Raw genomic sequence first — 20254 nt, forward strand, 5'->3', positions numbered from 1 at the left:
AGAGCCGGACCGGACCGACCGGCCGAGAGCCGGACCGGACCGACCGGCCGAGAGCCGGACCGGACCGACCGGCCGAGAGCCGGACCGGACCGACCGGCCGAGAGCCGGACCGGACCGACCGGCCGAGAGCCGGACCGGACCGACCGGCCGAGAGCCGGACCGGACCGACCGGCCGAGAGCCGGACCGGACCGACCGGCCGAGAGCCGGACCGGACCGACCGGCCGAGAGCCGGACCGGACCGACCGGCCGAGAGCCGGACCGGACCGACCCGCCGAGAACCGCGCGGGAGCCGGCCCGGTCTGGGCCCGAACGTCGGGGTCGACGCCGGGCCAGACCAAAACCAGGGGTGACCCGACCGACGTTCAAAGACGAGGCACTAGCGGGCGACGGTGGCGGTGCAGCTCAGCACCGGCACCGAGTTCGCCCCGGTGAAGCTGCCGAGGAAACCGAAGCTGGTGCTGGCACCGGTGCCGAGGGCACCGTTCCAGCCGGCGTCCCGCACCACGACCTGGGTGCCGGTCTGGGTGAACGAGCCGCCCCAGAGCTGGGTGAGCCGCTGCCCGTCGGCGTAGTTCCACGCCACCGACCAGGCACTGCTCGGTGACCCGGTGTTCCTGACGGTCACCTCGCCCTGGAAGCCGCCCGACCAGGAGGTGGTCACCTTGTACGTCGCCGTGCAGCCGCCGGCCGGGGCCGGCGTGGTCGGGGGCGGCGTCGTCGGCGGGGGCGTCGTCGGCGGCGGCGTGGTGGGCGCCGGAGTGGTCGGCGCGGGCGTGGTCGGCGCGGGCGTGGTCGGCGACGGGCTGGTCGTACCGCCGAGCCGGTCAGCTACGAGGATGCCCCGGCCGTTGGTGCCCAGGTAGACCCGGCCGTAGACCCGGGGGTCGCCGGTCAGCGCCTCGCCCGCGTTGCCGTACTGGTGCTTGTCGTCGTTGATCCGGACCCAGCTCACGCCGGCGTTGTCGGACCGGAACACGCCGTGCTGGCCGTCGACCGTGCCGAAGGTGAACAACGCCGGGTACGCCTGCCCGGGGGCCGCCTTGCCGAAGCCGACGTTCACCGCCGACGACACGTTGGCGAGCCTGGTGAAGGTGGCGCCGGAGTCGGTGGAGTGCCACAGGCCACCCTCGCCCGCCAGCCAGAGGTCGCCCTCCCTGCCGGGCACTGCCTTGAACTTCACGTTTCCCGTGGTCGGCAGGCCGGTCGCGGCCGACGCGGCGAAGCTGGCCCCGCCGGTGGCGCTCACGTAGAACCTGCCGCCGCCGAAGCCGTAGAACTTGTTCTTGTTGACCCGGTCGGACTCGACCACCGCGTTGGCCGGGATCCCGGTCGCCGGGGCCCACGAGGTGCCGAAGCCGACCGAGCGGACCACGGCCTGACCGGCGTCGCCGGGCGCCCAGACGAACTGGCTGCCGTCGGCGGACGCGGCCACCGTGCCGCCGCTGTTGATCCCGGACGGCTCGCCGCCCTGGAACCAGTTTCCCCCGCCGTCGGTGGAGAACGCGACGTGGCTGTCGCCCGGCCGGTCCGCGTCGGCGAAGTTGCCGGCCCGCACCAGCACCGACGGGTTGGTCTCGGCGTAGTCGAGGCTGGTGGTGCTGGTGAAGTTCGGCTGGGTGAACATCATCGGCGGCACGGCCGCGAGGTCGGTGTGCCGGAAGCCGCCGATGTCCCCGAGCGCGCTGACCAGCGGCGCCCCGGACGGCGGGCTGACCAGGTCGAGCACGGCGGTCTCCTCCAGCCCCTTGACCATCGGCTTGATGGTGAGCTGGCCGCCGGTGTCCCACCTGGTCAGGTCGGTGCTGCCGTAGATGGTCGCGCCGGTGCCGTACAGGAAGCGGTCGGAGTCGAACGGGTCGATCTCCACCGACTCGTTCATCCAGCCCAGCTTCGGGGTCTCCTCCGGCGGGGACGGGTTGCTGCCGAAGGTCAGCCACGGCACGGAGCTGACGTCCATCGTGTACTTCTTGGTCTTGTTCGGGTAGCTGCCCCAGTCCCAGATCCGGGTCCAGGTCGCGCCCCCGTCGGTGCTGCGCCAGAAGATGACGTCCGGCCACCAGGAGATCTGGGTGGCCACCATGAGGGTGTTCGGCTTCTGCCGGTCGATGGTCAGCCCGGAGTAGCCGAAGTACGCGTCGGCGCTGGACGACGGGATCGGGCTGATCCGCGTCCACGCGCCGGTGGCCCGGTTGAACTTCCACACGTCGCCCTTGGCCCCGTCGTACGGGCCGCCGGTGTCGCTGGTGGCGATGTAGAGGTAGCCCCCGACCGGGTCCACCACGCCCTTGTGGGCAAGGTACCCGGTGGGCTGGCCGGCGATCCGCTCCCAGGTCGTGCCGCCGTTGGTGCTGCGGTAGACCGGGTTCTCCTTGTCCGCCACGCCGACGTAGACGGTCTGGGTGGCAGTGCCGGCCGTGCCGGTGCTCTTGTCGAAGCTGACCCAGGTCAGGCCCTGGTTCTGGCTCTGGTAGCCGCTGCTGTCGTTCGGGTCGGCCCGGTAGTTGCCGACGTTGGGGAAGTTCGCCACCTTGGCCCAGGTCGCCCCGTAGTCGGTGCTGCGCCACAGGCCGTTGCCGCCCTCGGCGCCGTAGTACAGGATGCTGTTCCTGTTCGGGTCGACCGCCAGCCGCTCGCCCATCCCCCGGCCGGGCATGTTGCCGCCGTTCTTGAACGGCAGCGCGCTGACCTGCCAGGTGGCGCCCTTGTCCGCGGAGCGCAGGATCGCGCCGTTGTTCGGGTCCCAGTCGTTGGTGTACATGCCGACGGCCGCGTACACCCGGTTGGTCTGCACCGGGTCGGTGGCCAGGCTGACCACGCCGTTGTATCCCCACTTGCCGGCGTCGACCCAGTCGAGCAGCGGCGTCCAGGACTGGCTGGCCTGCTCCCAGCGGTACGCGCCGCCGATGTCGGTGCGGGCGTAGATCAGGTTCTTCTCGGTCTGGTTGAACACGATGCCGGGGACGAAGCCGCCGCCGTCGATCCGGACGTTCTTCCAGGAGTACGGCTCCGCCGCCGCGGCGGCGGCCGGGGCGGACGGGGCGACGGTGAACTGAACGGCCACGACTGCCGTGGCGGCGGCCAGCACGGTGGTGACCGCGCCGACGAGACCTCTCCGCATCTGCGGTTCCTCTCGGGATGCCCGTGGGGGTGGGGTACGAGCACGACGCGCCGGTCGACGTACGGCCGCGCCCTGGCGCGTCGAGGTGGGGGGAGCGGCCCAGGCTCCCCACCGGCATGCGTGGCTCCCGCTGCCGAGGAAGGAATTCACAGTAGCCTCTCCCCCGACCGGTTTGGAAGCGCTCCCAAAAAGTCGGTGGACCGGCATGGACCACGCCCCGCCCGGGCGGGGTCGCGGGACGCGGTGGGCGGCTCGGCCCGGGCCACCCACCGCGTCGGCGGCTCAGTCGAGGTGGTAGACGAGCCCGTCGCCGACGGTCTCCCGCCGGATGCCCAGCCCGTCCACCGGCCGGGCCGCCGCGTCGGCCCACGGCGTGCCGGCCGCGTACGCCGGCAGCAGCACCACCGTGCGCACCCCGAGCCCTCGCAGGTACGCCACCGACGCCGCGTCGGGGAAGCCCCCGCTCGCCGCCCGGATCTGCTGCTGACCGGCCGGGGTGAACGAGGCCAGCCCGTTGACCACCTTCGGGAAGCCGTCGGTGGACCAGAGCATCACGTGGAACTCCCGGATGCCGTCGCTGGGTAGCACCAACGCCGGCCCGCGCAGCCCGTGCAGCGCCGCCGGCTGCACCGGGGCGGGCACGTGCGGGGTGCGGTTGACCCCCTCGGCGAGCACCAGCAGCATCGGGAGCACCAGCGCCGCCTGCCCCCAGCGCCGCCACCGGCCGCCGGGCGACCCCGGCTCCGGATCCGGCTCGCGGACGGTCAGCGCCCCGGCGGCGAGGACGCCCAGCAGCAGCGTCGTCCAGAGCACCAGCCGGCCCGGGGTGCGCACGCCGTCCCAGCCGGGCACGTGCTCCACCAGGGTGACGTAGCCGGGGTCGCCGTCGCCGAACAGCGTGGTGCCGGCGGCCAGCGCCGCGCTGAACAGCACCCCGGCGGCCAGCGCCAGCCGGTGCCGCAACCGCCACGCCGAGACGAACAGCCCGGCGAAGGCGAGCCCGATCAGCACCATCCCGGGCAGCAGGGTCATCTCCCCGGCGAAGCTCAGGGTGGCCCGGGCGGCCATGTGGCGCTCCCCCCACAGCCAGGACTCCGGCGGCGCGGTGAGGAAGCCGCGCAACGGCGGGGAGAACATCGCGATCTGTTCGACCGTACGGCGGCCGGAGGGGTGCCGGGCCACCACCTCGAAGTAGGGCGCGGCCATCAGCAGGGTCACCCCGGCGAAGAAGGCGCCGCCGGCCAGGTCCGCCACCAGCAGCCGGCGCGGAAACGCCGGCCGCGCCCGCCGCCACCACGACCAGCCGTACCCGACGGCCGCGCCGAGGCAGAGCAGCCCCAGCGCGTACGCGAAGGGCAAGCCGATGCCGAAGCCGAGGCTGACCTGCCAGGCGGCGACCAGCCAGCCGGCCCCCGCCCAGCCCGGCCGGGCCCGGTCCGGCCGGTACCCGTGCCGCAGCGACCAGCCGTGCCCCCGGGCGAGCATGGCCAGCGCCAGCGCGATCCCGCCGATGCTGAGCACGTGCAGGTGCCCGGCCTGGGCCAGCTTCCACGGCGCGTACGCGAAGGACGCCCCGGCCACCGCGGCGCCCGCCCAGCCCGCGCCGAGCTGCCGGGACAGCGCATACGCCCCGACGAAGGCCAGCGCGTGCACCAGCATGTACAGCAGGTTGTAGCGGACCACGGCGGCGACCGGTCCGTGCCCGATCATCCCGAACGGGGCGTAGCCGAGCAGTGTGTCGGAGTACGCGTAGGTGTACGGCTCCGGCCAGAACGTGTTCGAGTGCCAGACGTGCACCGGGTCGGTGAGCAGGGCGTGCCCGCCCCAGGCGACCTGCCACGCCTGGAGCGTCGGGTCGCCGGTGTCCTGCGGGATGGTGCCGGCCAGGTCGCGCAGCGTCGGCCAGGTCAGCAGGGCGGCGAGCAGCAGCGAGCCGAGCACCGCGAGGGTCCACTCGTGCCGGGCCAGCAGGCCCAGCCGGACGGCCGCCGACCGGCCCCGCCCGGGGCCCCACCACTTCGGGGCGGCGACCGGAGCCGCCGCGCGAACCTCACCCATCGCTTACTCCCCGCCGCCGACAGTCACGCCGCCCACAGATGGTGCCGGACCCGACCGGTCCTTGTCGACGCCCGGCCGCCTCCCGCCGCCCCGGGGCGGCCGTGCGCGACCCCCCTCACCCGACCGGGGTGGGTCCGGTTCACCCGCTCCGGCGGCAGGATCGGCCCCGGCGGGCCCACGCGCGCGCCGCCGACCGTTCGTCGACATTCGGGAGGATGCAGCGATGGCCACCGCGACGACCACCCGCACCGACCAGGACATCCAGTCCGACGTGCTGGACGAGCTGACCTGGGAGCCGCGGGTCCAGCCGCACGAGATCGGCGTGACCGTCACCGGGGGCGTGGTCACCCTGACCGGCTGGGTGGACAGCTACGCGAAGAAGTGGGTGGCGGAACGCGCCGCCCACCGGGTCGCCCGGGTCCGGGCGGTCGCCAACGACCTCACCGTCCGGCTGCCCGGCTCGGCGGAGCGCACCGACGCCGAGCTGGCCACGGCCGTCGGGCGGGCGCTGGAGTGGGACGCGTTCGTGCCGGTCGAGCGGATGGAGGTCACCGTCGCCGACGGGTGGGTCACCCTGCACGGCGAGGTGGAGTGGGAGTACCAGCGCCGGGCCACCGAACGCGTCGTCGGCCGGCTGACCGGCGTACGCGGGTTGAGCAACGGGGTCACCGTGCGGCCGGCGGTCCGGCCGGACACCGGCGACCTCGCCGAACGGATCGTCGACGCGCTGACCCGCGCCGCGGCGGTCGACGGCGAGCAGATCACCGTGCGGGTGCACGGCGACGCCGTGCTGCTGGAGGGCACGGTGCACTCGGTGCCGGAACGCGAGGCGGTGGAGCGGACGGTCTGGTCGGCGCCCGGCGTCCACGAGGTGCGCAACCGCCTCACGGTGGTGGCCGGATGACCACGCCGTTGCAGGTCACCGCCCGGCTTCGGGTGCCGGTGACCGGGACCGACCACGCCCGGGGGCCGGCGGACGCCCCGGTGACCCTCGTCGAGTACGGCGACTTCCAGTGCGGGCACTGCGGCGCGGTGCACTCGAACCTCGCCGAGCTGCTGCGCCAGCGGGCCGACGTGGTCCGGCTGGTCTACCGGCACTTCCCGATCGCCAACGTCCATCCGTACGCCGAGAGCGCCGCCGAGGTCGCCGAGGCTGCCGGGCGACGGGACCGGTTCTGGGAGATGCACGACTGGCTGTACGAGCACCAGGACCAGCTCGACCCGGTGCACCTGGGGCTCGGGGTGGCGCAGCTCGGCCTGCCCGCCGACGAGGTGGGCGGCGAGCTGGAGCGGCACGCCCACGCCGACCGGGTCCGGCGGGACTTCGTCGGGGGCATCCGCAGCGGGGTGAACGGCACCCCGACGCTGTTCCTCAACGACGTCCGGTACGAGGGCGGGCACGCCCTGCCCGAGCTGCTCGCCGCCGTGGACCAGGCCGCCACCGCCTGACCGGGACCTGCCGTGGCTTCGGGCGGTGCCGCTTGCCGGTCCCCCGTGGTGGGCGGCCCCGGGCCCGGTCAGGGCCTTGCCGGCGCCAGGTGGGTGCGTTCCCCGTCGTGGTCGAGGATGCACAGGATCTCGGCCGCACCGCCGTGTGCGCCGAACGCGTGCGGCACCATCGTGGAGAACTCCGCCGCCTGACCGGCCTCGACCAGGATGGTCCGCTCGCCGAGGCGCAGCACCACCGTGCCGGAGAGCACGGTGAACCAGTCCCGGCCCGGATGCACCCGCCCCTCGTCGGGGACCGCACGGGTGATCCGCATCTTGGCGACCGTCACGCCGTGCGGTGCGCCCTCGCGGGACAGCAGCCAGGTGGTGACGCCGCCTGCCTCGTCGCGGTGGGGGCGGATCACCACGTCGTCGTCGGCGCCCGACTCCACCAGTTGGTCGAGCGTGGTGCCCAGCGCCCGGGCGATCGGCGTCAACTGGTCCAGGGCGATCCGCCGGTGGCCGGTCTCGATCCGGCTCAGCGTCGACGGGCTCAGAAAGCAGCGAGCTGCCAGGTCGTCGAGCGACCAGCCGCGCGCCACCCGCAGCCCCCGGATCCGCTGCCGAACCAGGGCGTCCAACTCACTGTCTTGCGTCATACGCAAGACTCTATGCCATCCCAGCAATGGGCGGGTACGGTCGTCGGCATGGCACATTCTCACCTGGGCGAAATGCTCGACCTCGACGCCGACGTTCTGCACGAGTTCCACCGCGAGGTGATCGCCTGGGCCGGCTCGCTGGTCCCCGACCGGCCACGCATCATCGACGTGGGCGCCGGCACGGGCACCGGCGCCCTCGCGTTGGCCCGACACCTGCCGGACGCCGAGGTCGTCGCGGTGGACCTCTCCGACGAGATGCTCGAACACCTCCGGCACAAGGCCCGGGCGTCCGGCGTCGCGGACCGGGTCCGCACCGTGCAGGCCGACCTGGACCAGCCGTGGCCGGACCTCGGGCCCGCAGACCTGGTGTGGGCGTCGGCCTCCCTGCACCACATGGCCGATCCCGTCCGTACCCTCGCCCAGGCCCTCGCGGCGCTGCGCCCCGGCGGCATCCTCGTGGCCACCGAGCTGGACTCGCTCCCCCGGTTCCTGCCCGACGACGCCGGTGCCGCGCTGGAGGAACGCGGCAACGCCGGCATGGCCGAGATCCGCGCCGAGGCGGGAATGCACATGGGCCAGGACTGGACGGCCCACCTCACGGCGGCCGGCTTCACCGTCGAGGCGCAGCGGCACTTCGACATCGCCCTGCGAGCACCCCTGCCCCCGGCCACCGGCCGCTACGCGCAGCTCTGCCTGGAGCGCTTGCGGCACGGTCTCGACGGGCGGCTCAGTGCCGACGACCTGGCGGCCCTCGACACGCTCGCGGCCGGCGTCCTCGACCGCGACGACCTCACCGTCCGGGCGACCCGGACGGTATGGCTGGCCCGGCGTCCGTAGCAACCCGCAGCACCTGATCTGAGCCTCGCGGGGCCCACGACGCCGGGCCCGCGAGGCTCAGATCAGGTGCAGCTCCCGGGCCCGGCGGACGGCCTCCCGGCGGCGGGTGGCGTCCAGCTTGCGGTAGATGTTGCGCACGTGCGTCTTGACCGTGTTGACCGACAGCGACAGCTCGCCGGCGATTTCCACGTTGGACAGGATGCTCTGCAGGTACCGCAGGATGGTCAGCTCCCGCTCGGTGAGCGGCTCCTCCAGCGCCCGCCCCGACGCCGGGTCCGGCCGATCGGTCGGCTCCTGGGCGCGGACCAGGTCGCTGACCGTCGGCCAGTGCGCCGTACCGGAGTCCAGGTGCGCGGCGAGCAGGTCCCGCACCCCCGGCTCGGCCCGGGTGAAGACCCGCCGGTACCCGTCCGCTTCGGCCAGTTCCAGCGCCCGTTCCAGCAGCCGCCCGGCCCGCCGCTCGTCGCCGGCCCGCCGGGCCAGCAGCGCGTCGAGCACCCCCGCGTCGAGGCGTACGGGCAGCGGCCAGGCGGCGGCGTCAAGGCCGTCCCAGTCCGGCAGGGCGTACCCGGCGGCCCGCGCGTCCCCGGCGCGCAGCTCGATGCGGGCCAGCGCCACCGCCACCGCCGGCGCGGGCCCGTCAGACTGGCACAGCCCGTCGGCGAACAACTCCCGGGCGGTTCCCAGGTCCCCGTGGGCGGCCCGCAGCTCCGCCTCGGCGGCCAGCAGCCAGCCAGCGAGCTCCCGCGCCCCGGCCGCCCTTTCCCCCGCCCCGCCGAGGCGGTCCCGCGCCGCCGCGAGCAGACGCAGGCCGGCGGCCGGGTCGCCCCGGTCGTTCAGCAGCTCCGCCCGGCACAGCGCGGCGAGCGCCGCGACCGGCGGCTCCCCGGCGTCACCGGACTCGCGGGGGCCGCCAGGGGCGCCGAGGGCACCCGGGGCGTCGCCGCCGGTGGCCGGGGCGGCCAGCGCCAGGTGCGCCGCCGCCTCGTCGGGCAGGTCCCGGTGCAGCGCCACGAGGGCCAGCGCCAGGTGGCCGTGGGCGCAGTCGACCCGGCAGGACCAGCCCTGGCAGGCCGGCAGGGCCAACGCCTCCCGGGCCGTCCGCTCGGCCGCCCGCAGCTCGCCGAGGGCCGCGTGCAGCAGAGCCGACCGGCTCGCGCAGAGCAGTTCGGTGCGGGGTCGGCCGCCCTCCCGGGCCGCCGCCAGCGCCGGCCCGAACTCGGCCGCCGCGCCGCGCAGGTCGCCCTCGGCGAGCGCGGCCAGGCCGAGCGCCGCGCCGGCCGCCGCCCGCACGTCGGCGTCGTCGGCCGCGCCGGTGCGCGGATCGTCCGCCGACCCACCGGGGGTACGCGTGGCGAGCAGCCGGTGCGCCGCCCGGCGTACCTCGTCGTGGTCGCCGGCCAGCCGGGCCAGGGTGACCTCCAGCGCGGTGGCCAGCCGGCGGAACCGGTCCCGGCGCGGCACGGGCAGCGACCGGGCGTGAGCGGTGGCCCGGTGGAGCTGCGCGGCGGCGGCGGCCGGATCGCCGGCGTGGGCCCGCTCGGCGGCGGCGGCGAGCCCCAGCTCCGGGTCCCGCCGGACCGCCTCCTCCGGCGGCGCGGCCGGCGGCGGCCCATCCGCGCCCTCGCGGTCGTACGGGATCAGCTCCGGCCAGCGGGTGACCAGCAGTTCGGTCGCCCGGTCCCAGTGGCCGGCGGCGAGGTCGTGCCGCAGCGCCTCGGCGGGGCGCCCGTGCCCGGCGTACCAACCGGCCGCCCGCAGGTGCAGGTCGCGCAGCTCCTCGGCGGGCAGCCCGGCCAGCTCGGCCCGGAGCAGGTCGGCCAGCAGCGGATGGCAGCGGTACCAGGGCGGCCGGTTGTCGTCGCGACGCACGAATCCCCCGGTCGCGGCCAGCGCGGCGAGCACCGGCTCGGCGCCGGGGCGGCCGGTCAGCGCGTCGACCAGGTCGGCGCGGAACGCGTCGGCCACCGCGCCCCGGCGCAGGCAGTCCCGGGCCGCCCCGTCGAGCGGGTCGAGCACCTCCTCGCGCAGGTAGCCGGCGACGTCCGGCTGGTCCCCGCCGAACTGCTCCAGCCAGCGCACCGGGTCCGGCCGGTCCCGCACGGCCAGCGCGGCGAGCCGCAGCCCGGCCGCCCAGCCGGCGGTGCGCTCCCGCAGCCGGGGCACCACCGCCGCCGGCAGGTACACGCCGTGCGCGGTGAGCAGGTCCGCCACCTCGTCGTCGGTGAAGGCCAGCTCGTCGGGGCCGACGGTGGTCAGTTCCCCGGCCAGACGCAGTCGGTGCAGGCCCGGCGGCAGGTCGGTGCGCGCCCCGACCAGCAGGCGCAGCCGCTGTCCCGCGTGGCGGAGCAGGAACTCCAGCCCGGTCAGCGCCGCCGGGTCGGCGATCCGGTGCAGGTCGTCCAGGACGAGCAGCACCGGGCTCTCCCGGGCGGCGAGCGTGGCGGCCAGTAGTTCGAGCTGGTCCGGGCGGGGCGGCGCGTCGGCCGGGGGCGGAGCGGGCGGGGGCGGCTGAGCCGGGTCGGGCCGCCGGTCGGTGACGCCGCGCAGCGCCGCCGCCAGGTACGACCAGAGCCGCGCGCCCGTGTCGCCAGCCTCGACCGTCACCCACGCCGGGGCCGGCTCGACCGTACGGGCCCAGGAGCCGAGCAGGGTGGTCTTTCCCCAGCCGGCCGGGCCGGAGACCAGGGTGACCGGGCCGGCCGTGCCCTCGTCCAGCAGGCGCAGCAGCCGGGGCCGGACCAGCACCGGCCCGGCCAGCGGGGCAGGGGCCAGCCGGGACGCCAACAGCGGCGGCGGTCCGCCCGCCCCGGCGCTCCCGGCGGCGGGGCCAGGGACCGCGTCCCCGTCGTGGACCCCCGGCCCGGCGCTCGTGGCGGCCACGACCGTGGCATCCCCGTCGTGCTGCGGCATCCGGCCCCACCCCCCACGGACGCGTCCACTTCCCCAGGTCGTGCGGCGGGCGGTTACCCGGCCCCGGCCGGTTCACCCCTTCGGGGGGAACCCGCTTCACCCGGCCGGCGGCCACCGTGGGGGCCGGCTGCGGGTTGACCGGTGCCCGCCGCCGGACGAGGAGCCGCCGACGATGAGGGGTGGGTGGGACGGATGGGACGCGGGACGCGGGGGGCGCGGGCGGTGGCCCGTACCGCCGGGGCGGTGACGGCCGGCGCGGTGGCCGCGGTGACGGCGGCGCGTGCGCTGCGCGGACCCGGGCGGGCGGACCGGTCCCGCCCGGCGGGCGGCGGCGGCCGGGAGGACCGCTGGCAGGTGGTGACCGTCGACCGGCCGCCGGAACGGGTGCTGCCGGGCGGGCGACGACCCGAACCGCTGCGCCGCCTCGGCGACGGGGTGGAGGTGACGCTGCGCCCGGCACCCGGCGGGCGGGGCACCGAACTGGCCGCCCGGTCGGCCGGCGGCGGCCCGCTCACCGGGCCGGCCGCCCATCTGGTCGGGGACGACCCCGGGCTGCTGATCCGGGAGACCCTGCGGCAGGTCAAGCAACTCGCCGAAACCGGTGAGCTGCTTCGTTCGGACCGCTCTCCGCTGGACGGGCCGGCGGGCCACCTCTCGGACGGACCGTTCGAGGGCCCGCTCGACGGGTCGGCGCGCGGATGAGGGCGCTCTGCTGGCTCGGCGCGGACGGCCTCGGGATGCGCGAGGTACCCGACCCGGAGCTGCGCAACTCCGCCGACGCGATCGTCCGGGTGCGGCGCAGCGCCACCTGCGGGGCGGACCTGCCGCTGCTCGGCGGCCGGGGGCCGAGCCTCGCCGTCGGCGACGTGCTCGGGCACGAGTTCCTCGGCGACGTGGTCGAGGTGGGCCCCGGGGTGCGCCGGCACCGGGTCGGCGACCGGGTGGTGGTCTGCGCCGTCGTGGCCTGCGGGAGCTGCTGGTACTGCCGGCAGGGCCGCTACGCCTGCTGCGACAACGGCAGCACCGGGACGGCCGTGGCCGAGCAGGCGTGGGGGCAGCCCACCGGCGGCTGCTACGGCCAGCCCCGCTCGGCCGGGGGCTTCGCCGGCAGCCACGCCGAGTACGTCCGGGTGCCGTACGCCGACGTCGGGGCGTTCGCCGTGCCCGACCCGGTGGACGACGACCGGGCGGTCTTCGCGTCCGACGCGGTGCCGACCGGCTGGCTCGGCGCCGAGTTGGGCGAGGTGCGCCCCGGCGACGTGGTGGCGGTCTGGGGGGCCGGGGCCGTGGGCCAGATGACCGCGCAGGCCGCCCTGTTGCGCGGCGCGGCCCGGGTGGTGGTGATCGACCGGTACCCCGACCGGCTGCGGTCGGCCGAGCGGCACGTCGGCGCGGAGACCCTCGACTACCGGGCCACCGACGTCGCGGCCGAGTTGCGCGAGCGCAGCGGCGGACGGGGCCCGGACGTCTGCGTGGAGGCGGTCGGAATGGCCTGGGACGGCACCGGACCCCGGTCGCTGGCCGACCTGTTCGCCACCGCCGGGCGGGCCGGTGCGGTCCCGGACCGACCGATCGCGGTCCGCGAGGCGGTGCACGCCTGCCGCAAGGGCGGCACGGTCGTCGTGCTCGGCACGTTCACGGGGTTCGTCGACACGTTTCCGCTCGGCGCGGTGATGCACAAGGGGCTGACCGTGCGCAGCTCCCGGCAGCACGGGCAGCGGTGGATCCCGATGCTGCTGGACCGGATGGCCCGTGGCGAGATCGACACCGGCCACCTGGCCACCCACCGCCTTCCCCTGGAGCAGGGCGCGCACGGCTACGACCTGTTCCGCGAGCGCGCCGACGGCTGCCTGCGCGCGGTCTTCACGCCCTGAGCCGTTCCGTGAGCCGTCCCCGGGAGCCGGGCGGTCCTGAGGGCCGTCCTCGGGAGCCGGGCGGTCCTGAGGGCCGTCCTCCGGGCCGGGCGGGGTGTCGGCCCGGGTGGGACACTCGCAGGATGTGTGAGGACCGGGCGTACGACGTCGTTCTGTTCGGGGCCACCGGGTTCACCGGGGGGCTCACCGCCGAGTACCTCGCCCGGCACGCGCCGGACGGGCTGCGCTGGGCGCTCGCCGGGCGCAACCCGGCGAAGCTGGCGGCCGTCCGGGACCGGCTGGCCGGCATCGACCCGGCGCTGGCCGGGCTGCCGCTGCTCACCGCCGACGTCACCGACCCCGAGTCGCTGCGCCGGGTCGCCGGCAGCGCCCGGGTGGTGGCCAGCACGGTCGGGCCGTACGTGCACCACGGCGAGCCGCTGGTCGCCGCGTGCGCCGCGGCCGGCACCGACTACCTCGACATCACCGGCGAGCCGGAGTTCGTCGACACGATGTACCTGCGCCACCACGCCGAGGCGGTGCGCACCGGGGCCCGGCTGGTGCACGCCTGCGGCTTCGACTCCGTCCCGCACGACCTGGGCGTCTGGTTCACCGTCAAGCAACTCCCGGCGGACGCCCCGATCACCGTGGACGGGTTCGTCCGGGCCGGCGGGAGATTCTCCGCCGGGACGTACCACTCGGCGCTGACCGCGTTCTCACGTACCGCCGAGGCGAGCCGGGCGGCGCGGGAGCGCCGGGCCGTCGAGCCCCGGCCGGAGGGCCGCCGGGTCCGGGCGACGCCCGGGAAGGTGGGCCGGTCGAAGGAGCTGGGCACCTGGGCCGTGCCGCTGCCGACCATCGACCCGCAGGTGGTCCGCCGGTCGGCGGCGGCCCGCCCGGAGTACGGCCCGGACTTCCGCTACCGGCACTTCGCCGCCGTGAAGCGGCTGCCGACGATCGTGCTCGGCGCGGCCGGGCTGGGCGGCCTCGTCGGGCTGGTCAAGCTTCCGCCGACCCGGCGCTGGCTGCTCGGCCGGCTCGCCTCCGGGCAGGGGCCGAGCCCGCAGCAGCGGGCGAAGTCCTGGTTCCGGGTGCGGTTCCTCGGCTCGGGCGGCGGCCGGCAGGTGCTCACCGAGGTCTCCGGCGGCGACCCCGGGTACGACGAGACCGCGAAGATGCTCGGCGAGTCCGCGCTCTGCCTGGCCCTGGACAAGGGACTGCCGGCCACCTCCGGCCAGGTGACCCCGGTGACCGCGATGGGCGACGCCCTGCTGGACCGGTTGACGCGGGCGGGAATGACGTTCCGGGTCCTGGACGCGCCCCGCTGAACGTCAGCCCGGCTCGTCGCCGGGCGGCGGGTTGTACGTGTGGGCCCGCTGCTGGCCGGAGAGGGCACCGATGGCGTCCATGATCTGGTCGGTCACCCGGCGCCGGGCCGGGGCGGAGCCGGCGTTCCCCCGGTGTGCGGGGAACTCCAGCACCGGGCCGAACCGGACCGCCGGCCGGGCGGCGCCAGGTAGCAGGGCCGCCGCCGACCCCAGCCGGGCCGTGCCGACCACCGCCACCGGCACCACGGGGGCACCGGAGGCCATCGCCAGCCAGGCCACCCCGGTGCGACCCCGGTGCAGCCGGCCGTCCCGCGAGCGGGTGCCCTCCGGGTAGATGCCGAAGGCGCCGCCTGCCTCCAGCAGCGCGAGGGCGGCATCGAGCGAGGACTGGAACTCGCGGTTGACGCCCCGCCGCACGGGAATGGCCCCGAGGCCCGCGAAGAACTGGCGGCGCAGCAGCCCGCCGGCACCGTGGCCCTCGAAGTACTCCGCCTTGGCCAGGAACGACACCGGGCGGGGCGCGCTCAGGGGGATGAGCACACTGTCCTGGAAGGACAGGTGGTTGCTGGCCAGGATGACCGGACCGGTGGCGGGCACGTGCGAAGCCCCGTCGATGCGGGGGTGCCAGGCCAGCCGCATCAGCGGTCGCAGCACGGTGCGGACGGTGGCGGCGGCTCGGGGCAAGGAACTCTCCTGGAGTGAGTGGTCCCTCGCACTATAGCGACCGAACGTTCGGACGTTATCGCCTGCGCGCGTCGCTACACTCTCCCGATGAGTCCCCGTTCGTCCCTTGCCGACGCCGCCCGCACGCGCGCCGCCATCCTGGCGCACGGCGCCGCGGTCGCCTCGGTCGAGGGCCTCGCCGGGCTGACCATCGGCCGGCTCGCCGCCGACCTCGGCATGAGCAAGTCCGGGCTGCTCGGCCCGTTCGGCAACAAGGAGACCCTGCAACTCCAGGTGGTCGAGGCCGCCGCCGACGTGTTCTGGCGGGAGATCTGGGACCCGGTCGCGGACCGGCCGGCCGGGCTGCCGAGACTGGCCGCCGTCTGCGGCAGTTGGGTACGCCACCTCGCCCGGCCCGTCTTCCCCGGCGGGTGCTTCTTCATCGCCGCCGCCAGCGAGTTCGACGACCGGCCGGGCCCGGTCCGCGACCTCGTCCTCGGGTACGCCGACCGCTGGCACCGCGAGCTGCGCGGGCAGGCCCTGCGGGCCGTCGCCGACGGGGACCTGCCCGCCGGCACCGACCCGGAGCAGTTGGTCTTCGAGCTGACCGGGCTGGCGCTGGCCCTACACCAGGCGCTACGGCTGCGCCAGGACGCGGGCGCGGTGCCGCGCGCCTGTCAGGGCATGGGGCGGCTGCTCGGCGTTCCCGTCCGGCCCCTGGCTTGACCCTCGACCAGGTTGAGGCAACAGGATCCTCGGTGTGGAGAGCGAACTGCGCAGCATCGGCGAGCTGGCCCGGGCCAGCGGGCTGACGATCAGCGCCCTGCGGTTCTACGACCGCTCCGGGGTGCTGGTGCCGGCCCTGGTCGACCCGGTGACCGGCTACCGCTGGTACGCCGACGACCAGGTTGCCCCGGCCCGCCTGGTGGCGGGGCTGCGCCGGGTCGGGATGCCGCTGGCGGAGATCGCCGCCGCCGTGCGGCACCGCGCCGAGCCGGCCGTGCTGGGCCGACTGCTCGACGGGCACCTGCGCCGGCTGGAGGACGGCCTCGCCGACGCCCGCCGCGAGCTCTCCCGGGTCCGTGCCCTGATCGATCCCGAGGAGAATCCGATGACCACCACCGTATTTGCCCTGTCCCGCGTCGACCTCGCCGCCGCGATCGACGCCGTCCGCTTCGCCGTCGGCGCCGACCCCGAGCTGCCGGTGCTGTCGGCGGTCCTGTTCGAGGCGGACAACGACGGCGTACGCCTCGTCGCCACCGACCGGTACCGGCTGGCGGTGTCCCGGGTACCCGGCCGGGTCGACGGGCCCGGAGCGCGGGCGCTCGCCCCGGTGGCCCTCGTGGACCGGATCCGCGCGCTGCTCGACACCGACGCCCCCGAGGCGCTGCTGCGGCTGGACGGGGCGAGCGTCTCCGTCGCCGTCGCCGACGACGAGGTCTCCGACACGGTCCTGCCGTACGACTGCCCGGACTACGGGCGGCTGTTGCGCGGGCGCGGCACGGACGCGCCCGCGTACCGGATCGAGGTGGAGGTGCCGGCGCTGCGCGCGGCGCTCGCGGGCGCGAAGCCGGCCCTGGTCCGACACGAGGGCGTCGACGTACCGGTGACGGTGCTGGGCCTGGACGACGCGGGCGGGCTCCGGGTCCTCGACGGCGGGGCGCCCGCCGACCCGGGCGCGGTGCGGGTCGGGGTCAACGGGCGGTACCTGCTCGACGCCCTCGACGCGGGCGACCGGGGCCAGCTCGTGCTGGAGCTGGACGGCCCGATCACCCCGCTGGCCGTGCGCCGCCCCGACGACGCCGACGCGTTCTCGATCCTGATGCCGATCCGCCTGTGACCGCCTGGGCACCGATCCGCCTGACCGCCGCCCTGACACCGACCCGCCTGGCCGGCATGGTGCCGATCCGCCTGGCCGCACGGGTGCCGATCCGCCGGTGACCGCCCGGCCGGGGCCGTCGACCCGCGCGGCCCCGGCGGGCGGTCACAGGGCCGGGCCGGTGGTACGGGGCGGCGACGGTAACATCTGTGGGTTCCACCTGACCCCCGGACGGAGGCGTACGGAGCAGCATGCTCGACATGGAGTTGATCCGGAAGGATCGCGAGGCGGTGGCGACCGCGCTGGCGAAGCGACTGGATCCCGCCGAGGTCAACCGGGCGCTGGACGAGATCCAGCGGCTCGACCAGGAACGTCGCGCCCTCATCACGGAGATCGACGCCGAGCGGCAGCGCCGCAAGGCGGACGCCCGGGCGTACGCGGCGGCGAAGCGGGCCGGCAGCGCGCCGGAGGTCTCCGCGCCGGAGGCGGAGCGCAAGCAGCTCGCCGAGCTGGAGTCCCAGCTCGACGAGGTGCAGTCCCGGCTGCGCGACCAGATGAGCGAGCTGCCCAACCTGCCCGCCGACGACGTGGTCGCCGGCGGCAAGGAGGCCAACCGGGTCGTCAAGACCTTCGGCGAGCCGCCGGCCATCGAGAAGGTCCGCGACCACGTCGAGCTGTCCCGGTCGCTGGGCCTGGTCGACTACGAGCGGGGCGTCAAGCTCGGCGGCTCCGGCTTCTGGATCTACACCGGTCAGGGCGCGCGGCTGGAGTGGGCGCTGATCAACTGGTTCATCGACCGGCACGTCGCGGCGGGGTACGAGTTCCTCCTCCCGCCGCACCTGCTGCTGGACAGCGTCGGGTTCGCGGCCGGGCAGTTCCCCAAGTTCTACGACGACGTCTACCACCTGGACCGGGAGTCCGCCCCGCGCGGGCAGTTCCTGCTGCCCACGGCGGAGACGGCGCTGCTGGGAACGTATCAGGACGAGATCCTGGACACGACGAAGCTGCCGCTGAAGACGTTCGCGTACACCCCCTGTTACCGGCGTGAGTCGGCCGGGTCGCACTCGGACGAGCGGGGCACCGTGCGGGGCCACCAGTTCAACAAGGTGGAGATCTTCCAGTTCACCCTGCCGGAGCAGGCGGACGCGGCGCTGGAGGAGATGCTCGCCCACGCGGAGAGCCTGGTGGAGGGGCTGGGCCTGCACTACCAGCGCAGCCTGCTGTCGGCCGGCGACGCCAGCGCGGGGATGAAGAAGACCCTCGACATCGAGGTGTGGATGCCGAGCACCGGGAAGTACAAGGAGGTGTCGTCGGTCTCCTGGGCCGGCGACTACCAGGCCCGTCGGGCGGCGATCCGGTACCGGGAGCCGGGCGGCAAGCAGACCCGGTTCGTGCACACCCTCAACGGTTCGGCGCTGGCCACCAGCCGGCTGTTCCCGGCGATCCTGGAGCAGTTCCAGCAGCCCGACGGCTCGGTGCTGGTGCCAGAGGTGCTCCGCGACCGGGTGGGCACCGACCGCCTGACGCCCCTCCGCTGACCACGGCGACAGAGGGCGGGGGCCGAGTGGCCCCCGCCCTCTGTCGCCGGCACCCGGGCCGGGCGGGCCACCCCGGCCCCCGCCCTCGTCGATTTTGGACTTTGGGCCCACCATAAGGGCGTGATGGGGCATTTGTCGGGGCCGCAACTGCAAGATCGCGAGGCTCAGGAGTGCGTGGGCCGGCCGGCCAGGGCGGTGACTGCGTGGGCACGTCAACCGGGTCGGTCCGGCGGCGCTATGAGCCGGCGGAGGCTTGCGAGACCGCGCCTTCCTTCGGGAGCAGGCGGCGGGAGGGGCGGGAGAGGCCGGCGCTGTGACGCCCCGGCTTCCGACCAGTCCAGCGAGGCTCGCTACTCGGCCCTGACCAGCCGCAGGCCAATTCCGCTCCCCGATCGAGCACGGAGCGTCGGGCCAACGCCCTACACAATGACGCATGTCCATGCATTGACAGCCCTCGCAACACGCTTTAATCTCTCCGCAAATTTCAGCTCGGCTTGCAATATTGCGTCAGTCGAGCCCTCACCCGCCGCAGCATCACCACGGTTCCCCCCGACCCCCGTCAGGAGTTCCGATGCATCGACGTAGCCGCCGCCCGGCGGTCCTCGCCCTCGGCGTGATCGCCAGCCTGCTCGTCCCAACCGTTGTGGCGGCACCCCCGGCCGCCGCGGCCCCGTCCGGCGGCAAGAAGGTCATCGCCAACCTGTTCGAATGGAACTGGCCCTCGGTGGCCAGCGAGTGCACGAGCGTCCTCGGCCCGAAGGGGTACGGCTACGTCCAGGTCTCCCCGCCCCAGGAGCACGTCCGGGGCAACCAGTGGTGGGTGGCGTACCAGCCGGTCAGCTACCGCATCGAGTCCCGCAAGGGCACCCGGGCGCAGTTCCAGTCCATGGTGAACGCCTGCCACACGGCCGGGGTGAAGGTGATCGTGGACGCCGTCGTCAACCACATGTCCGGCCAGGACGCCGGCGGCACCGGCTGGGCCGGCTCGTCGTACGGCCACTACGACTACCCGGGGATCTACCAGACGCAGGACTTCCACCACTGCGGGCGCAACGGCGGCGACGACATCGCCAACTACAACGACCGGTACGAGGTGCAGAACTGCGAGCTGGTCAACCTCTCGGACCTGAAGACCGAGTCGGACTACGTCCGGTCGAAGATCGCCGGATACCTCAACGACCTGCTCTCCCTCGGCGTGGACGGGTTCCGGCTGAACGCCAGCAAGCACATGCCGGCCGCCGACATCGCCGCCATCAAGGGCAAGCTGTCCCGGTCGGCGTACCTGGTGCAGGAGGTCATCCACGGCGCGGGTGAGCCGATCCAGCCGCCGGAGTACACCGGCAACGGCGACGTGCACGAGTTCCGCTACGGCAAGGATCTCGCCCGGGTGTTCCGCAGCGAGAAGCTGGCGTACCTGAAGAACTTCGGCGAGGGGTGGGGCCACCTGCCCAGCGGCTCGGCGGCGGTCTTCGTGGACAACCACGACACCCAGCGCGAGGGTGGCGTGCTGACCTACCGCGACGGCGGGATCTACGCGCTGGCCAACGCCTTCATGCTGGCCTGGCCGTACGGCTCGCCGACGGTGATGTCCAGTTACACCTTCAGCAACCGGGAGGCCGGCCCGCCCTCGGACGGCGGCAACAAGACCTTGAACACCACCTGCTACTCCGGCTGGGAGTGCGAGCACCGCTGGCGGGTGGTGGCCAACATGGTCGCGTTCAACAACGCCGTCCAGGGCGCGGGCGTCGCCAACTGGTACGACAACGGCAACAACCACATCGCGTTCAGCCGCAGCGGCAAGGGCTACCTGACGGTCAACGATGAGGACGGCGCGGTCAACGGGCGCTCCTACCACGCCGGGCTGCCCGCCGGCCGGTACTGCGACGTCATCCACGGCGACTTCTCGGGCGGGGCGTGCAGCGGCCCGGTGATCACCGTGGACGCGAGTGGCTGGTTCGCCGCGAACGTCCCGGCCCACGACGCGGTCGCCATCCACGTCGACGCCAAGCTGAGCTGAACTGAGCGGAAGAGGGCCCTCT

The 20254-nt window shown here is 75.0% G+C and carries 15 protein-coding genes; 10 read left to right on the plus strand and 5 right to left on the minus strand.

Annotated elements, in window-relative coordinates; translation table 11 throughout:
- Positions 1–377: 377 nt before the first annotated feature.
- Both ACFYZF_RS24950 and ACFYZF_RS24955 read right to left on the minus strand, forming a co-directional pair.
- Entirely contained in the window at positions 378–3119 is a 2742-nt protein-coding gene (locus tag ACFYZF_RS24950; protein ID WP_387024639.1) for a cellulose binding domain-containing protein, read from the minus strand.
- 282 nt (positions 3120–3401) lie between these two features.
- On the minus strand, positions 3402–5177 hold the full coding sequence (locus ACFYZF_RS24955) for a hypothetical protein (RefSeq protein ID WP_387024641.1): 1776 nt from the start codon (positions 5175–5177) through the stop codon (positions 3402–3404).
- 223 nt (positions 5178–5400) lie between these two features.
- Here ACFYZF_RS24955 and ACFYZF_RS24960 point away from each other — a divergent pair, with 223 nt between their 5' ends.
- Positions 5401–6081, plus strand: a complete 681-nt coding sequence (locus ACFYZF_RS24960) for a BON domain-containing protein (protein ID WP_387024643.1) — start codon at positions 5401–5403, stop codon at positions 6079–6081.
- On the plus strand, positions 6078–6626 hold the full coding sequence (locus ACFYZF_RS24965; RefSeq protein ID WP_387024645.1) for a DsbA family protein: 549 nt from the start codon (positions 6078–6080) through the stop codon (positions 6624–6626). The genes ACFYZF_RS24960 and ACFYZF_RS24965 overlap by 4 nt, the downstream gene beginning before the upstream one ends.
- Before the next feature lie 68 nt (positions 6627–6694).
- Here ACFYZF_RS24965 and ACFYZF_RS24970 read toward each other — a convergent pair whose 3' ends face one another.
- Entirely contained in the window at positions 6695–7264 is a 570-nt protein-coding gene (locus ACFYZF_RS24970; RefSeq protein WP_387024647.1) for a helix-turn-helix domain-containing protein, read from the minus strand.
- Between the two features lie 48 nt (positions 7265–7312).
- Between ACFYZF_RS24970 and ACFYZF_RS24975 the strand changes: the two genes are divergently transcribed.
- Positions 7313–8101, plus strand: coding sequence for a class I SAM-dependent methyltransferase (locus ACFYZF_RS24975; protein ID WP_387024648.1), 789 nt, complete (start codon positions 7313–7315; stop codon positions 8099–8101).
- A gap of 57 nt (positions 8102–8158) precedes the next feature.
- Here the strand turns inward: ACFYZF_RS24975 and ACFYZF_RS24980 are convergent, their stop codons facing one another.
- Positions 8159–11014 carry a LuxR C-terminal-related transcriptional regulator gene (locus ACFYZF_RS24980; protein ID WP_387024650.1) on the minus strand — a complete coding sequence of 952 codons (2856 nt, stop codon included), beginning with the start codon at positions 11012–11014 and terminating at the stop codon, positions 8159–8161.
- Positions 11015–11206: 192 nt separating this feature from the next.
- On the opposite strand from ACFYZF_RS24980, the gene ACFYZF_RS24985 reads away from it, so the two are divergent.
- The 3 genes from ACFYZF_RS24985 to ACFYZF_RS24995 all read left to right on the plus strand — a co-directional run bounded on the left by ACFYZF_RS24985 (position 11207) and on the right by ACFYZF_RS24995 (position 14195).
- Positions 11207–11716 (plus strand): hypothetical protein, encoded by a 510-nt coding sequence (locus ACFYZF_RS24985; RefSeq protein WP_387024652.1) that lies wholly within the window; start codon positions 11207–11209, stop codon positions 11714–11716.
- Positions 11713–12888, plus strand: coding sequence for an alcohol dehydrogenase catalytic domain-containing protein (locus ACFYZF_RS24990; RefSeq protein ID WP_387024654.1), 1176 nt, complete (start codon positions 11713–11715; stop codon positions 12886–12888). The genes ACFYZF_RS24985 and ACFYZF_RS24990 overlap by 4 nt, the downstream gene beginning before the upstream one ends.
- Positions 12889–13010: 122 nt before the next feature.
- Entirely contained in the window at positions 13011–14195 is a 1185-nt protein-coding gene (locus ACFYZF_RS24995; protein WP_387024656.1) for a saccharopine dehydrogenase family protein, read from the plus strand.
- Positions 14196–14198: 3 nt separating this feature from the next.
- Here ACFYZF_RS24995 and ACFYZF_RS25000 read toward each other — a convergent pair whose 3' ends face one another.
- Positions 14199–14879, minus strand: coding sequence for a lysophospholipid acyltransferase family protein (locus ACFYZF_RS25000; RefSeq protein ID WP_387024658.1), 681 nt, complete (start codon positions 14877–14879; stop codon positions 14199–14201).
- Positions 14880–14966: 87 nt separating this feature from the next.
- Between ACFYZF_RS25000 and ACFYZF_RS25005 the strand changes: the two genes are divergently transcribed.
- From ACFYZF_RS25005 to ACFYZF_RS25020, 4 genes are all read left to right on the plus strand, one after another.
- Entirely contained in the window at positions 14967–15584 is a 618-nt protein-coding gene (locus tag ACFYZF_RS25005) for a TetR/AcrR family transcriptional regulator (RefSeq protein ID WP_387024660.1), read from the plus strand.
- Between the two features lie 46 nt (positions 15585–15630).
- Positions 15631–16698: a MerR family transcriptional regulator gene (locus tag ACFYZF_RS25010; protein WP_387024808.1), complete on the plus strand. Its 1068-nt coding sequence runs from the start codon at positions 15631–15633 to the stop codon at positions 16696–16698.
- A 230-nt stretch (positions 16699–16928) separates the two neighbouring features.
- The gene (serS, locus tag ACFYZF_RS25015) at positions 16929–18215 is read left to right on the plus strand and encodes a serine--tRNA ligase (RefSeq protein ID WP_387024662.1); all 1287 of its coding nucleotides are present in this window, start codon (positions 16929–16931) and stop codon (positions 18213–18215) included.
- 571 nt (positions 18216–18786) lie between these two features.
- Positions 18787–20232, plus strand: a complete 1446-nt coding sequence (locus ACFYZF_RS25020) for an alpha-amylase family protein (RefSeq protein ID WP_387024664.1) — start codon at positions 18787–18789, stop codon at positions 20230–20232.
- The last annotated feature ends 22 nt before the right edge of the window (positions 20233–20254 follow it).

It is taken from the genome of Micromonospora sp. NPDC001898, assembly GCF_042891255.1.
GTDB lineage: Bacteria > Actinomycetota > Actinomycetes > Mycobacteriales > Micromonosporaceae > Micromonospora.

Excerpts from the sequence above, each read along its gene's own strand:
- ACFYZF_RS24950 (WP_387024639.1), bottom strand. The coding sequence starts at position 3,119 with ATGCGGAGAGGTCTCGTCGGCGCGGTCACCACCGTGCTGGCCGCCGCC.
- ACFYZF_RS24955 (WP_387024641.1), bottom strand. The coding sequence starts at position 5,177 with ATGGGTGAGGTTCGCGCGGCGGCTCCGGTCGCCGCCCCGAAGTGGTGG.
- ACFYZF_RS24960 (WP_387024643.1), top strand. The coding sequence starts at position 5,401 with ATGGCCACCGCGACGACCACCCGCACCGACCAGGACATCCAGTCCGAC.
- ACFYZF_RS24965 (WP_387024645.1), top strand. The coding sequence starts at position 6,078 with ATGACCACGCCGTTGCAGGTCACCGCCCGGCTTCGGGTGCCGGTGACC.
- ACFYZF_RS24970 (WP_387024647.1), bottom strand. The coding sequence starts at position 7,264 with ATGACGCAAGACAGTGAGTTGGACGCCCTGGTTCGGCAGCGGATCCGG.
- ACFYZF_RS24975 (WP_387024648.1), top strand. The coding sequence starts at position 7,313 with ATGGCACATTCTCACCTGGGCGAAATGCTCGACCTCGACGCCGACGTT.
- ACFYZF_RS24980 (WP_387024650.1), bottom strand. The coding sequence starts at position 11,014 with ATGCCGCAGCACGACGGGGATGCCACGGTCGTGGCCGCCACGAGCGCC.
- ACFYZF_RS24985 (WP_387024652.1), top strand. The coding sequence starts at position 11,207 with ATGGGACGCGGGACGCGGGGGGCGCGGGCGGTGGCCCGTACCGCCGGG.
- ACFYZF_RS24990 (WP_387024654.1), top strand. The coding sequence starts at position 11,713 with ATGAGGGCGCTCTGCTGGCTCGGCGCGGACGGCCTCGGGATGCGCGAG.
- ACFYZF_RS24995 (WP_387024656.1), top strand. The coding sequence starts at position 13,011 with ATGTGTGAGGACCGGGCGTACGACGTCGTTCTGTTCGGGGCCACCGGG.
- ACFYZF_RS25005 (WP_387024660.1), top strand. The coding sequence starts at position 14,967 with ATGAGTCCCCGTTCGTCCCTTGCCGACGCCGCCCGCACGCGCGCCGCC.
- serS (WP_387024662.1), top strand. The coding sequence starts at position 16,929 with ATGCTCGACATGGAGTTGATCCGGAAGGATCGCGAGGCGGTGGCGACC.
- ACFYZF_RS25020 (WP_387024664.1), top strand. The coding sequence starts at position 18,787 with ATGCATCGACGTAGCCGCCGCCCGGCGGTCCTCGCCCTCGGCGTGATC.